General features: G+C 40.4%; 14 protein-coding genes and 2 pseudogenes. 6 read left to right on the top strand and 10 right to left on the bottom strand.

All coding sequences use genetic code 11. The annotated features are described in order from the left end of the window. Positions 1-61 precede the first annotated feature (61 nt). Both H5123_RS01960 and cutA read right to left on the bottom strand, forming a co-directional pair. Positions 62-1,930, bottom strand: a complete 1,869-nt coding sequence (locus H5123_RS01960; RefSeq protein WP_182696847.1) for a protein-disulfide reductase DsbD — start codon at positions 1,928-1,930, stop codon at positions 62-64. Then, on the bottom strand, positions 1,927-2,253 hold the full coding sequence (gene cutA / locus H5123_RS01955; protein WP_182696846.1) for a divalent-cation tolerance protein CutA: 327 nt from the start codon (positions 2,251-2,253) through the stop codon (positions 1,927-1,929). The genes H5123_RS01960 and cutA overlap by 4 nt, the downstream gene beginning before the upstream one ends. 202 nt (positions 2,254-2,455) lie before the next feature. On the opposite strand from cutA, the gene H5123_RS01950 reads away from it, so the two are divergent. Beyond that, positions 2,456-3,103 carry an FxsA family protein gene (locus H5123_RS01950; protein WP_182696845.1) on the top strand — a complete coding sequence of 216 codons (648 nt, stop codon included), beginning with the start codon at positions 2,456-2,458 and terminating at the stop codon, positions 3,101-3,103. A gap of 140 nt (positions 3,104-3,243) precedes the next feature. Here H5123_RS01950 and H5123_RS01945 read toward each other — a convergent pair whose 3' ends face one another. Both H5123_RS01945 and H5123_RS01940 read right to left on the bottom strand, forming a co-directional pair. Next, positions 3,244-3,603, bottom strand: a complete 360-nt coding sequence (locus H5123_RS01945) for a hypothetical protein (RefSeq protein ID WP_124015247.1) — start codon at positions 3,601-3,603, stop codon at positions 3,244-3,246. Between the two features lie 90 nt (positions 3,604-3,693). Further along, positions 3,694-5,145 carry an MATE family efflux transporter gene (locus H5123_RS01940; protein WP_182696844.1) on the bottom strand — a complete coding sequence of 484 codons (1,452 nt, stop codon included), beginning with the start codon at positions 5,143-5,145 and terminating at the stop codon, positions 3,694-3,696. A 212-nt stretch (positions 5,146-5,357) separates the two neighbouring features. Between H5123_RS01940 and H5123_RS01935 the strand changes: the two genes are divergently transcribed. The 3 genes from H5123_RS01935 (at position 5,358) to H5123_RS20760 (ending at position 8,464) form a co-directional block, all read left to right on the top strand. Continuing rightward, positions 5,358-5,648 (top strand): co-chaperone GroES, encoded by a 291-nt coding sequence (locus tag H5123_RS01935; RefSeq protein WP_124015245.1) that lies wholly within the window; start codon positions 5,358-5,360, stop codon positions 5,646-5,648. Between the two features lie 57 nt (positions 5,649-5,705). Next, positions 5,706-7,343 (top strand): chaperonin GroEL, encoded by a 1,638-nt coding sequence (gene groL / locus H5123_RS01930; protein ID WP_124015244.1) that lies wholly within the window; start codon positions 5,706-5,708, stop codon positions 7,341-7,343. Between the two features lie 404 nt (positions 7,344-7,747). Then, positions 7,748-8,464, top strand: a complete 717-nt coding sequence (locus H5123_RS20760; protein ID WP_182696843.1) for a DUF1289 domain-containing protein — start codon at positions 7,748-7,750, stop codon at positions 8,462-8,464. A gap of 31 nt (positions 8,465-8,495) precedes the next feature. Here the strand turns inward: H5123_RS20760 and H5123_RS20550 are convergent. The 5 genes and pseudogenes from H5123_RS20550 to H5123_RS01905 all read right to left on the bottom strand — a co-directional run. Next, a pseudogene (locus H5123_RS20550) lies at positions 8,496-8,762 on the bottom strand (IS4 family transposase); the annotation flags it as partial. A gap of 10 nt (positions 8,763-8,772) precedes the next feature. Then, the gene (locus H5123_RS20825; RefSeq protein WP_182696842.1) at positions 8,773-9,792 is read right to left on the bottom strand and encodes an HNH endonuclease signature motif containing protein; all 1,020 of its coding nucleotides are present in this window, start codon (positions 9,790-9,792) and stop codon (positions 8,773-8,775) included. A 22-nt stretch (positions 9,793-9,814) separates the two neighbouring features. Further along, positions 9,815-9,922, bottom strand: a pseudogene (locus tag H5123_RS20820) (helix-turn-helix transcriptional regulator); the annotation flags it as partial. Positions 9,923-10,468: 546 nt separating this feature from the next. Further along, positions 10,469-11,197 (bottom strand): NYN domain-containing protein, encoded by a 729-nt coding sequence (locus H5123_RS01910; RefSeq protein ID WP_182696841.1) that lies wholly within the window; start codon positions 11,195-11,197, stop codon positions 10,469-10,471. Between the two features lie 34 nt (positions 11,198-11,231). Beyond that, positions 11,232-12,281, bottom strand: coding sequence for a nuclease-related domain-containing protein (locus H5123_RS01905; protein ID WP_182696840.1), 1,050 nt, complete (start codon positions 12,279-12,281; stop codon positions 11,232-11,234). Between the two features lie 289 nt (positions 12,282-12,570). On the opposite strand from H5123_RS01905, the gene H5123_RS01900 reads away from it, so the two are divergent. Next, on the top strand, positions 12,571-12,807 hold the full coding sequence (locus H5123_RS01900) for a helix-turn-helix domain-containing protein (RefSeq protein ID WP_182696839.1): 237 nt from the start codon (positions 12,571-12,573) through the stop codon (positions 12,805-12,807). Positions 12,808-12,871: 64 nt separating this feature from the next. Here the strand turns inward: H5123_RS01900 and H5123_RS01895 are convergent, their stop codons facing one another. Further along, positions 12,872-13,360, bottom strand: coding sequence for a TIGR00645 family protein (locus H5123_RS01895; protein WP_124015240.1), 489 nt, complete (start codon positions 13,358-13,360; stop codon positions 12,872-12,874). Positions 13,361-13,795: 435 nt separating this feature from the next. On the opposite strand from H5123_RS01895, the gene H5123_RS01890 reads away from it, so the two are divergent. Continuing rightward, complete coding sequence (locus H5123_RS01890) at positions 13,796-14,221, top strand: hypothetical protein (RefSeq protein WP_124015239.1); 426 nt, start codon at positions 13,796-13,798, stop codon at positions 14,219-14,221. Positions 14,222-14,230: the final 9 nt, after the last annotated feature.

Raw genomic sequence — 14,230 nt, 5'->3', positions numbered from 1 at the left:
GCATTATATTTGCCGTGTAGATATCGCGCATTGCGTTAATGCGCGATATTACTCAGGCGATTTATTTTGCTAAAAGGATATCTAAATGGGCTGCAAAGTCTTTTGGTCCCATAAATCCGGTTACCCGTAAATCTTCACGTTGTTTGCCGTCGGTATTGAACATTAATAATGTCGGTAAACCCAATACGCCATAATGCTCTAGCAGCTCAATATCAATATCATCACTGGCAGTCACGTCCGCTTGTAATAACACCATTTGCTTCATCCGTGCTTCTACATCAGCATTTTTAAAGGTAATAGCTTCAAACTCTTTACAAGCCACACACCAGTCGGCATATAAATCTAACATTACCGTTTTGCCGCTAATACTGGCCTTATCTAATTCTACTTCTAAATCGTCTAGCGATTTAATGCGGATAAAGTGATTCGCTTCGGTTTTGGTTTTACCTTCAACACCCGCTTGGTTCATCTGCACAGAGGTATGGCCAAAGCCAGCCATCATTGCTTGGAAACCATAAGAGAAGCTTGCCATTAACGCCAACAATAGCAGTACTCCACGGGTGCTTTGTTTCCAGTTAAACTCTGACAATCTATTTTGATGCATTAAGTAAGCAATTAAGCTGATTGCCCATACAGACCAGAGTAAATCGGATACTAAACCTGGCCAAATACGGCCAATCATCACAATAGACACTGAAATCAGCAAGAAGCCAAAGATGGTTTTAATAATGTCCATCCAAGCCCCTGCGCGAGGTAAAATTTTACCACCGGAAGTGCCAATAACTAATAACGGTAAGCCCATGCCCATACTCAGTACATATAGAGCTAAAAAGCCTTGTAGCAGGTCGCCAGACTGCGCCACGTAAATAAGCACGCCAGATAATGGCGCTGTGGTGCAAGGTGAGGCGACTAAGCCTGAAATCACGCCCATCATGAACACGCCAATCAGGTTGCCACCTTTTTGGTTGTTCGACATTGAGTTCATTTTTTCCTGCCATTTAGATGGCAGTTTTAAATCGTACATGCCAAACATCGACAAACTCAGCAATACAAACATCACTGCTAAGAAAATCAAAATTGCAGGGTGTTGCAAGGCTGCTTGAAACTTAAGTCCAGCAGAGGCAACAACTAGTCCAAGTAAGGAGTAAGTAATCGCCATGCCTTGTACATAGGCCATTGAGAGGGTGAAGGCTTTGGCCGTTGACAATTTTTGGCCTTGGCCAACAATAATGCCCGATAAAATAGGGTACATAGGGAACACGCATGGTGTTAATGCTAAGCCGATACCTAAACCAAAGAAAATCACTAAGGTCCACAACAGGCTATCGTTTTGCAGCATTTGGTTTAACGTGTCTTGCTCAGTGATAGGGGTTGCAGGAGCATCAGTTGCATTGGTTAGGTTTGCTGATTGCGTGTCATCAGGGGCGCCAATCACTTTTTTGCTGACTATCTTGCCATCATTCGCTTCAATGGCTGATAAGGTCACATCACGCTTGGTCGGTGGGTAACACAAAGTACCTTCAGCACAACCCATAAAGGTGACATGAAACACCGCACCTTCTTGGGCTTCTTTAAATGCAATCGGAATTTCAACGAACGAGTAAAACACCTCTTGGTCGCCAAAATATTCGTCATGGTGGTTTTTACCATGAGGTAATTCAATATCACCAATAACTGCACCATCGACAGAAAACTGCAGCTTGTCGCGGTATAGATAATAACCCTCAGCAATCACAAAGTTGATTTTGAGCTGATTACCTTGTTGCTGGTAGTCAAACACAAAAGCATCGTTGACCTTCATTAATTCAGGTTCACTGCTTAAAAAGCTGAATTTATTCCCCAAGGCATTCGCGCTGTGTGCCACTGGCGCGAGGAGGATTGATGACATCATTAACAGAGATGTTAGGCATAGTGCGACGATTTTTTTCATGATGGTGAGTTGTCTTTTATCCATTGTAAATAAGGGCCAAAACCACCGATAATCGGAGTGGCAATGAATTCTGGTACTTCATAAGGATGCATTTTGATCACGAGTTGTTCAATTGAATGATAATCAGATGCCATACATTTTATTTGTATTGGTACTTCACTTGACTGACAAATTTTATTGTCCCAGCGATAAATTGACTCAACGGCTTGGCCTATTTGTACGCATGCTGCCAATTTCGCTTCGATTAATTTTGTCGCAATACCTGCAGCAACCTCAGCATTTGGGCAAGAGGTTAAAATAAGTAGCTGTTCAGGTTTATACATAAGTTGTCTTAAAGTTTACTTAAGTTAAAGGCGTTATACTGCAACGCATTACAGTACGATGTTTTAGCATCATTTTCATTAAACTGAGATGATATTCGTGACGCGTCTTGAAAATAGACCCGTTCACCCCCATTTAAGTTTCATCGGCAACAGTTATTTTATCGGTCGCCACTCTATCAAAAAGCGATCATTAGAGGCCAATATGTTTTTTATTTTATTGTTAATATTTGTTTTAGTACCCGTTATAGAGCTCAATGTACTCATTGAAGTTGCCAGTTCAATTGGCTCATGGACTACCGTCGCCTTGGTACTTTTTACTGCCGTTGTTGGTGTGTCATTGGTACGTAGCCAAGGGTTAAGCACGTTAATGAGCGTGCAACAAAAATTAGCTCGTGGTGAAGCACCCGGACAAGAAATTGTTGAAGGTATGATGCTTGCCGCCGCCGGGGTGTTATTGCTTATTCCAGGTTTTGTGACCGACTTTATTGGTTTAATTCTATTAACCCCATTAACCCGCTCTCCCATTGCCGCGTTTTTATATAAGCGTATGCAATTGCGTGTGGTCGCCAATGGTGGTTTTAAACCTGGTTTTGGTGGCCAAAGTCCTTTCGGACAATCGGGTCCTTTTGCGGGGCAAAAGCCATTTGATCAACAGGGTAATACCTTCGACGGTGATTTTGAACATAAAAATGATCGCCCACGTAGCCATCAAATTGAGCATGAGCAACATGATGTTGATGTGAGTGAAAACCCGCCTCAAGATAAGCATACCAAAACGGATCACAATAAGGATGACGATATTATTGATGTTGAGCCGATTAAGCCAAAAGACGACCACAAACCGTCTTAATCGCACTAAGCGAATTTAATCTTTGATCAAAGTGATCTGCAGCGTTGGTTGACGAAATACTGCGTTTTGATGACTGATAAGAATAAGCAGCCGATTGATGCAGATGCATTACTCGGCTGTTTTTATGTTTATTGCGGTTTTTATTTTTGTAGCTGAAGCTGCTTATCTTGCTGCGCGCCTAACCAAAATGCACTAATAATGCTTAAGCCCCAGTTGGCTAAAAACACCCAAGTTAAGGCCGACATGCTGGCACCTGCAGTGTCGAGTGCCGCTCCAGAGACAGCTGCATAAATGGAGCTTAAATCATTGCCAATCTCACCTGCCAAAATTTGCTCAGCAATCACTTGGGCGCGGCTAATTATCTGGTTCATAATCACCAATACGCACAGCAAACTGACACTGATAAACCCCCAGCCGAGTAGCTTTTTCCCTAACCAGAGTTGGCCACTGCCAGGGCAAATAATGCCTGAGAGCATGGCAGCATAAATGGACTTTTTCATCATAAACCAGATTTATTGCGTTCAAATATAAGCTTATTAATCACCTTAGCGCGATTAAAAAGCAAGTTCGGCGGCCATTATTAACACAGTTTAATATTCACTGAGGCGAGTGCTTGGCTTGGTTGTATCGACTTGTTCGTCCGATGTAGCAGCATCGTCAGATGCGGTGTGATTAGCGTTATCTGGGCAAGGCACAGCATGCTTAATCTTTTCGGGTTCGCTAATTTTAGTCGCCAGATAATAACAAGCTATACCCATTAACGTATTGGCGATTGGGAGTGCCAATAAAATCCCTTTCACGCCACCAATATAAGAGCCTAGCGCCGCCAGCGGTAGCATCAATAACATTAAGCGGCATAAGTTAATTACCAGTGAACTCAAGGGTCTATGATAAGCATTTAAGCTAGTGGCAACCATAATCACAATGGCAAGCGGCCCATAAGAGACAGGCAATATCATAATATAAAAACTCAGCCATTCGATAACCAGTGGGTCATGAGTGAATAGCCCGGCAATAGACTCAGCATAAAAATACAGCGGAATAAACAATAACGTTTGAAACACAAATGCAAACCGCAATGACATCAATAAGGCTTTTTTCGCGCGATCATGTTGACCAGCACCTAAGTTTTGCGCAATAAACGGCATTAAACTCGACGACAGCGCCATCACCACAATCAATAATACCGATTCTAGGCGAATACCGGCACCAAATGCGGCCACACCAGCATGATCAATTCGGGCCAGCATCGCCATAATAATGCCGTTGGCAATCGGATTAATCACATTCATTAATGCTGCCGGGCGGGCAATATGCGATAAGACTTTCCAGTGTAAAATTAACCGGCCAACATCAAAGTCTGCAAACTGCACCAGTTTACGTTTAACAATGATCAGGTAGCCCGACAGCGACATGGCCACCACCCAAGACAGTGTTGTCGCAATCGCTGCTCCTTGGATTTCAAGTCGTGGAAAAGGCCCAATACCGAAGATAAGTAGCGGGTCGAGGATCAAATTAACAATCGCGGCTAACATCATAATTTTAGCTGGAGAATGAGTGTCACCCGTGGCGCGTAATGCTTGATTACCCACCATTAATAACACCAGCGCTGGAGCGCCTAAATACCAGTACCACATGTAGTCATTAATGAGCGGCAAACTGGCGCTATTAGCACCCAGTAAACTGAAAACGGGTTCTATAAAGATGCAACCGAGAATCGATAAGCCCCAAATAATCACAAAGGTCATACACAAGGCGTCATATAAAAACACTCTGGATTCGGGCGCATGCCCAGAACCAATCAAGCGACCTAAATTGGTCGACACGCCAGCGCCAATGCCAATACCAATACTGGAAATGACTAAGGTTATCGGGAAGGTAAAGCTGACTGCCGCGAGCGATTCTGTGCCTAACTGACTGATAAAAAAGATGTCTACCAGACTGCCACCAAGAATGGTCATAATCCCAATCAGGTTCGGTAAGGTCATGTTAAGCAGCACACGACCAATTGGCGCTGTGAGCAACCCGTGTCTGTCTTTCATCAATTCTCAGCTTTGATATTTTAACGGAGCCGAATTCTATCAGGATTAGCGTTACTTTAATAAAACAGACTTAAAAAAAGTAGAGTTTTTTTTAAAATTCCCCTTGGATCTGCGACTAACCACCCCCATATCACATGCATCAAGGGGAAAACCCTTATTTGTTAGTCAATAGCCTCGCTTTTTGGGCATCAAATCATTAGGAGAGTTCATAGATGAATATTCGTCCATTACATGACCGCGTTATCGTTAAACGTTTAGAAGTTGAATCTAAATCTGCAGGTGGCATCGTGCTTACAGGCAGCGCAGCAGAAAAATCAACTCGCGGTGAAATCCTTGCTGTAGGCAACGGTCGTATTTCAGAAAATGGCACAGTTACTCCACTTGACGTTAAAGTGGGCGACGTAGTGATCTTCAATGAAGGTTACGGCGTTAAGAAAGAAAAAATTGACGGTGAAGAAGTCTTAATCCTGTCAGAAGCTGACCTGATGGCAGTAGTAGGCTAAGCCTCACGCATCAATCGACTTTCCACTTAATCATTAAATTTAAAGGAACATCAAAAAATGGCAGCAAAAGAAGTCTTATTTGGTAACGACGCACGCGTAAAAATGCTTGCAGGCGTTAACATCCTAGCCAACGCAGTTAAAGTAACCTTAGGCCCTAAAGGTCGTAACGTTGTTTTAGATAAAAGCTTTGGTTCGCCAATGATCACCAAAGATGGTGTGTCAGTGGCTAAAGAAATCGAACTAACAGACAAGTTCGAAAACATGGGCGCACAAATGGTCAAAGAAGTTGCTTCTAAAGCCAATGATGCTGCCGGTGACGGTACCACTACTGCAACAGTATTAGCACAAGCTATTGTTGTTGAAGGCCTAAAAGCAGTTGCAGCGGGTATGAACCCAATGGACCTTAAGCGCGGTATCGACAAAGCGGTTATCGCAGCCGTTGCTGAACTTAAACTACTTTCTCAAGAGTGTTCAGACACTAAAGCCATTGCTCAAGTAGGTACCATTTCTGCTAACTCTGACGAGTCAATCGGCGACATCATTGCCACCGCAATGGAAAAAGTCGGTAAAGAAGGCGTTATCACAGTTGAAGAAGGCCAAGCGCTTGAAAACGAATTAGACGTTGTTGAAGGTATGCAGTTTGACCGTGGTTACCTATCACCATACTTCATCAACAAGCCAGAAACTGGCAGCATTGAATTAGACAGCCCATTCATTTTATTAGTAGACAAAAAAGTCTCTAATATCCGTGAATTGCTACCAATCCTTGAAGGTCTAGCTAAAACAGGTAAGCCATTGCTTATCGTTGCAGAAGACGTTGAAGGCGAAGCATTAGCCACACTCGTTGTGAACAACATGCGTGGCATCGTTAAAGTTGCTGCTGTTAAAGCACCTGGTTTTGGCGACCGTCGTAAAGCAATGCTACAAGACGTTGCAATCTTAACTGGCGGTACTGTTATCGCTGAAGAAATCGGTCTAGAACTTGAAAAAGCGACTCTAGAAGATTTAGGTACAGCTAAGCGCGTCATCATCACTAAAGATAACACTACTATCATCGACGGTAGTGGCGACCAAGTGCAAATTTCTGCACGTGTTTCGCAAATCAAACAACAAGTTGAAGAGTCAACTTCAGACTACGACAAAGAAAAGCTTCAAGAGCGTATGGCTAAGTTAGCTGGCGGTGTTGCAGTCATCAAAGTTGGCGCAGCAACCGAAGTTGAAATGAAAGAGAAAAAAGCGCGCGTAGAAGATGCATTACATGCAACTCGCGCAGCGGTTGAAGAAGGTGTGGTTGCCGGTGGTGGTGTTGCCCTTGTTCGCGTAGCAAGCAAAATTAAAGATGTTGAAGTATTGAACGAAGACCAAAAGCACGGTGTAGTGATTGCACTACGTGCTATGGAAGCGCCATTACGTCAAATCGCAACTAACGCTGGTCAAGAAGCATCAGTTGTTGCTAACACTGTTAAAAACGGTGAAGGTAACTTCGGTTACAACGCGGGTAACGACACCTACGGTGACATGTTAGAAATGGGTATCCTGGACCCAACTAAAGTGACTCGTAGCGCGCTACAGTTTGCCGCATCTATTGCTGGTCTTATGATCACAACAGAAGCGATGATTGCTGAAGTACCACAAGATTCTGCGCCAGATATGGGCGGAATGGGTGGTATGGGCGGAATGGGCGGCATGATGTAATCTAGCTTGTCTAAATCGGTGATAACTGCGTTGCTTCACCACTCGTTTAAGAAAGCTAAACGTCGTGGTAAAGCGCCTTGTTCTAACCCGATTTATCCTGCGCTAGATCATTTGTTGTTTCAAGCCTAAAAGCTTAAAGCCAAACTTCTTGTAAAAGAATATGAAAGCCCCGATACTTAACAGCATCGGGGCTTTTTTGTTATTGGTTATTTGGGATTCGTCAGACTTCCCCCTCCTTCAATTCAGGTGTAAGTATTATTTCTTTGCACTACAATTTGATTAAACTTGGGAAACGCTTTTATTTATCCAGAGCACCTCGTAATATCAAATAGTTTAATCATGAATATACTTAAGTTAACAGTGTTAGGTTGTAAATTATTTATATTAAAATCTAAGGGTATTACGTGGAGCAATTAAATTTTTTTTCCATACCGAGTCCCTGCATAGGTGTTTGTCAATCAGATGAAAAAGGTTACTGTATTGGTTGCTTAAGGAGTAGAAATGAGCGATTTAATTGGATTTCGCTATCTGATGGCCAAAAATCTGAAGTTATTAAATTGGCGTTGCAACGAAAGCGTAGAAGGCAGTTTTCATTATTTAAAGCAAATGAATTTCAAGAGTTGTATGAGAAAGCTAGTAAGGAAAATTCTTTATTTGATGCTGAATCGGAAGACTCATTTTCATCAATTATTCAAAATCCTGATCTTATAGATAAGCTTTCGCCAGAAAAACTTGATTTATTTTGGTGGTTTCTGAATACCTTATTCTTTCCATTTCTCATATCTTGTATTGCAACAACCTTCATGGAAAATAGAGAATTAATAGCGTCTTATTTTGTAAATGTGTATGAAACTGAAGAGATTAAAGATATAGCCAGTAAGGTTATTTTAGATATTAAAGTGGGTGATTGGGCTATCGTTACAGCAAAAAATCTTAACTTTCGAGAAGGACCTACTTTAACAGCTCCAATCATTCGACAACTTGAAATAGGAGAAACTATTGAAGTTATTGATGATATGGGGAATGACTGGTTGTATGTGAGATCTATGAAAGATGACGTATTATATTCTGGTTGGGTTTTTAGGCGTTATGTTGTATTTATTAAAGTGGCTAGAATTTAGTGGGTGCAGAGTCTGAGGGAAATCCACCAATTTAATAAGATGCTTGCGGTTTCCAAACTAAATTCTGCAGCATCTTAATAGCTGACTGCCAATGTGATTTTAGCTATTTCAAGCTCCAATATTTGTAAGCTCTTAAGCCAATAAATTGGTTTGGGAGCATGTTAAAATGCTTTATTGAGTTAACTTGATATTGCCTGTGCTTATCAGCTAATTTTACTGCCAAACCAAGCAGGTAAAGTATAAATTGTGATAAGCAAGCTATGAGCAGGAGTATGTCTAAATTGATTTTAGTGTTACTTAGAAATAGCTTAAGAATTAAATTCTAAATATTCTTTATACTTTTGATCTAAGTTGCATGAAAGCTGTTCGCAAATATCTCCGCTCAACTTTTTCCCATCATACTGAGTATACATAATATCGTCTTTACAAACTTTAGATGATATATTAATTAATCCGTTAGCATCAAAACCGATTAATTTATCATCATACAACTTGTGAATATCTTTTCTTAATAATAAACCATTTTCATAGCTGTAATTAACTCGAATAGAATGAGGTATGACGTGACAAGCATCTAATATTGAAGCAGTTGTTGCTCCGGTAACCATACATTTTTTTCTACTTAATAGTAGGAGGCTTTTGAATTTTGACTGTCCCTGCCTAGACTGTTGCTGAACCCAGCGCTTTTTATCTTCTGAAAGATTATTTATTTCTTTATTATGTTCACAATAAACAGATAACACTGTCAACATATTATCAATAGCTTTGGCAATTGACTTATCACTCGCCCCCCTAGATGTTGAATAAACCCTTTCGGCAATCCTTATTTTCATTTGAGAATTACGACTTGCCAAGCTATACGCTGAATCGTTAAGTAGTTGGTTATAAGTATCGGCCAATGAGATAGCATTCTCAGATAATGCTGCCAATGCATCTTTTTTACTGCTTAGTTCTTTCTCAAGAGTTCTTTCTCCTTGGGTTAGAGTAATAGTCAAAAAGGGGTTAGATAGTCCCTTTTTAAGTATTTTACTGATTTTTTCTTCCTGCAATTGTGGAAGAATCATCGCTACATAAACGCCTTTCGTTCCAGTAATAGTTTCTCTTGAATCAAAAAAGTAAATAATAGGCTTAACTGGAACTCGCCCCGAACCTAGAGAGGGCTTGATTCTAATATGGGGGTACTTTTTTAAAACTCCTGTTTCAGTTATCACTTTTTCTAATGATTGATATAAACCTTGAATATCTTCATTGGAACGAGTGTCATTATCAGAGCGATACCCTTCATGGCTCTTAATAAAGCTATTTATACATTTTGAAATTTTATTCATTTTTATATCCTTATAAAGTAATTCAACACTTACGAATCCACTCTTGTATCTCAGTTAACCGCCAGCCAATACTACCAGCTGTTAGAGCAACACGAGCAGGAAATTTTCCAGCACGCTCTAGACGCGAAAGAGTTGTCCTTGATCACCCAGCATTTCATTTACAGCATTTCATTTATTGGGGTCAGAGTAAACTTTCTGCCCCACGATATTGTCTATGCTATTTCTACGACGAAATTCAGTTATTACTTCCTAGTAATCTTATCCAGATATCCCATGGCGAAGGCCGACAACACAAAAGTGATGTGGATGAGTAGATACCACATGATTTTGTCATTCGCGATATTTTAAACAAGTGGGGTCAGATCAAACTTTTTACCTCACTATTTATAGTATCTGGGTGATTAATATCTTCTATTGCTTAAAAGCATTTAACTATGCTGCCATACTTAAATCTTGGGCGTAAGTGTTAAAAGTAGTAGCTTAGGCTGATTCTGAAAAGGTGAACCATCAGCATTTGTGAGACGACCGTCCATCCCATGGACGGGATGTTCGAGCCCTCATGGATGAGTTTACGGCGTGTCGGTGAGTGAATGTCATGGTGAGCCTGTCATAGTAGTCAATTCGTTACGAAATTATCGTTGTAAACTATTACTAAATTATCTCGAGACAATAATAGTTATTTCCCCTTACCGTTTGCCGTTTTATGCCTTTTTTTGTCTTTTACCCAAATGACTGAGCCGTTGGTTTTTTTCATATCAAAAAGATCTATAGATGCGAATAAATCACTCAGCTTCTTGAAGCCATAATTACGTTGATCAAAGGAGGCATGATTAGAAATATGAGTACCTATAGGTCCTAACATTGCCCATCCGTCATCTTCCTCTACAGCTTCAATAGCTTGCCTCAATAAACTGATGAGCTTTGTGTTCTTGTTTAAGCTTTTAGTGGCTGTAGGTAATGGAATATCTTCACTTGGGTCATCATCGAGAAATAAAAATCGAGAACAACTATTCACAAATGGCATAGGAGCTTTGCGCTCTCCAAACCCGATGATGGTTTTACCATCAGCCAGTGCTCTAGTGACTAAGGGGGTAAAATCGCAATCTGATGAGACTAAACAAATAACATCTACATCTTTTGTATATAAAACATCCATAACATCAATAACCAGTGCCATGTCTGTGGCGTTTTTACCTTTAGTTAAATCGAATTGCTGGATGGGTTGAATTGCATACTCATGCAGCACATCTTCCCAAGTTTTTAAATTAGCGTTTTTCCAATTACCGTAAGCCTTACGTATATTTACCACACCATAGCGAGCAAGTTCTGATAACACTTTATCAATTTTCTTAGCAGGAGCATTATCAGCATCAATAAATACTGCGATTTTATCCTTATCTTTCATGTTGACGTCCTAGTCTGAGGATCAGAGTTAATGATTAAATAATTCGTTTTTCAAATCCACAATCCACACAATTCAATGTGTAGGTTTCTTTGCGCTTAGTGACTTTGGTATTTTTACTCATGCATTGTGGGCATGGTAATTTCATCGATGTATTTTTGCTGCATTGGTTACAGTTGATGTAGTAACCGAATTTGCCATACATCGGTGTATATTGTGTTGATTCACCGCAATGTTTGCAGCTTATTATGGGGTGTTGCTCAGGCGCGAATGCTGCTACAGGTGCAAGTATTGCGACAGTAGATTGAACTAGATGATGAGTGGGCGCTGATGCTGGTTTAGGCCCTTGCTCAAGCTCTGGTGTAAACTCTGGTGTATTTGATATCGGCTGGATTTGCTTTAGTTGAACTTGAGCAGCGTCAACTTGCTGAGTATTTGAATCGATATGTTGGCGAATAAGAAATTGGCCAATTGAATCGAGTTCTCGTTGGCTAAAGTCTGGTCGAGTGTCGGTGACACTGACCAAGCGGATCAGTTTGTGTTTAAGGTTCATGATATTTTTGAGCTCATCGACCAAAAATTCAGTTTTATACAGTTTGTCCGAAATCTCTTTGGGCATGGTTTTTCGGTCGATCACAGCATTACTGGATACCGCACATAAATAATGCCAGCAGCGTCCATTGAAGCCTTGCTGCTTTATACCCAGTAACTTACCTAATATGTCATTCTTATGATGCTTGAGCATTTCTTGCAACAAGGCTTGTTGCAGCTCAACTTGCTTGATGGGCGAAGACATACCTGACCATTGGTTGTTATAACTGCGTGTCCATTCGCCTTGGTTGTTCACTTTAACGTGACCTTTAATGCTTTTTGATTCAATTAGCACAAAGCCATAGGTATACACAATCAAGTGATCGATTTGAGCCGTTTCATCATTAAAGCTAAATTTGAAGTCGTTAATAACCAGTACTTCAGGATGATCTTTAAATGCACGGCGTAAGAAGAAAGCTACATCCTGTTCCTGTTTTTGACCCGCAATCGTTTGCGGCGTTTTGGTCATTTGTAGTGTTTTAGTTTTAAGAATCATTTACCAACAGCATCCATTCATAACTTGATAATAATCAAGCTCATAATATCTATGATGCTGATAAAAAAGCCACTGTTAATTTTAAACGTAGGGCTTAATCGATTCGATAGTGTAACAACCTACACTTATAATTCGTTTGGCGACTTAGATAATTAAAAAGTGTACTTAACTATACTTTTGTTGATCTTGACAGGGGAGATTATAATAAAGTGTAGGTTGTTACACTTTTCTTTTGAAATATCAAGCATTCAGAGCTAAAGTGTAGCAAAGTACACTTTGAACTAACGTTATGACACCTGCACTCAATCAACAATCCTTGGGTTTACTCATTAAAGAAACCAGAAAAAATGCAGCACTGACTCAAGATGTGGCGGCGATGCTGTGTGGCGTGACCAAAAAGACGTTAATCCGTGTTGAGAAAGGCAATGATGTTTATATCTCGACAGTGTTCAAAATTCTTGATGGATTGGGTATTAGTATTGATGCAGCTCAGAATCATAATGCTGAACCTAAAGTTTGGTACTAATCGATAGTCAATAAAAAGCCCTGATGCTGTTATGTATCAGGGCTTTTTATTTGGAGATGGATGGTTATTTCCGCGTAATCTTATCCAGATATCCCATGGCGAAGGCCGATAACACGAAGGTGATGTGGATGAGTAGATACCACATGATCTTGTCGTTTTCGATGTTTTCGGCATTCATAAATACTTTGAGTAGGTGAATCGATGAAATCGCCACAATAGAGGCAGCCACCTTGTTTTTAAGTGAACCTGAATCCATCTTGCCTAGCCAGCTGAGCTTTTCACTGTTTTCGCCCACATCAAGCTGTGATACGAAGTTTTCATAACCTGAAAACATCACCATGATGAGCAGGCCTCCGACTAAGGTGATGTCGATGAGTGATAGGGTGATCAACACCAAATCAACTTCTGCGATGGTGAAAATAATGGGTATGATGTGAAAGATCTCTTGAAAGAACTTTATGCCTAAGGCGAGTAAGACTAAGCTTAATCCTAAATAAATAGGCGCCATGATCCAGCGCGATGCATACATCAATCTTTCAAACACTTTTTCCATAAAAAATTTAACCCTTCAGATAAAATACGCTAGAAATCAATCGAACCACTCATGGTAAAACAATAACATGATGAACTTTAGCTGTGCTTGCATACTGTAGCAAGCATGTTGAGGTGTCATCTATACACTTTGCGCGATGCATAGTGTATTTCATAATGTCTGTAGACGTTAGGTTTTTGTGGGTGTGAGTCTAGGGGGAAGTCATTTTTTGGCCGCAAACCTTATAAGAGCTTGATATGGGTAATGTGAGTTATTCGATGTCGATAACGGTTGTTTGTGTATTTATACCCCCCTGTTGATTTAGCTAAAGCGAATAAAACCAATATATTAACGAGTATTGGTACCGTTAACTAAATCCGTCTTTCCCCCCTGTTTTCTAAAGGTTTTAGCATCAAAGTCGATATAAATATTAGCCTGCTATGCAAGGAGCAACCATTGAATATTTTAGGCGTAAACTCAACGACTTCGGTGACAGATAACCTGCAAAAAGTGTCAGTTAGATTACGGTCTACTATTGCACCACAGGGGACATTGAACACTCAAGTTGAAGTGACAGATAAGGTGTCTATTTCAAATGAGGCGCAAAAAAAGCTGTCTTCTGAATTAAGTTCTACAATGCGTAATAATGCACGTGGTGCAACATCACCGCAGACAAAGCAAGTCGATACGCGCACTGAAATAGAAAAGAAAATTGATCAGTTAAAAGAAGATATTAAAGAGTTACAAGCGCAACGTCGAGAGTTGATTGGTGACAATTCAGAAGAAGCTGAATTGCAGCGAAAAGTGTTAGATCATCAAATTACTATGCTTAATACACAGCTCATTTCCTTATTTAAAATACAAAAAGAAGCGCAGAAATAATTTACTGGC

Source organism: Shewanella sp. SR43-4 (assembly GCF_014163845.1).
Classification (GTDB): Bacteria; Pseudomonadota; Gammaproteobacteria; order Enterobacterales; family Shewanellaceae; genus Shewanella; species Shewanella vesiculosa.
Note: the sequence above shows the minus strand (reverse complement) of the source record. Positions and strands in the feature narration are given on the sequence as shown.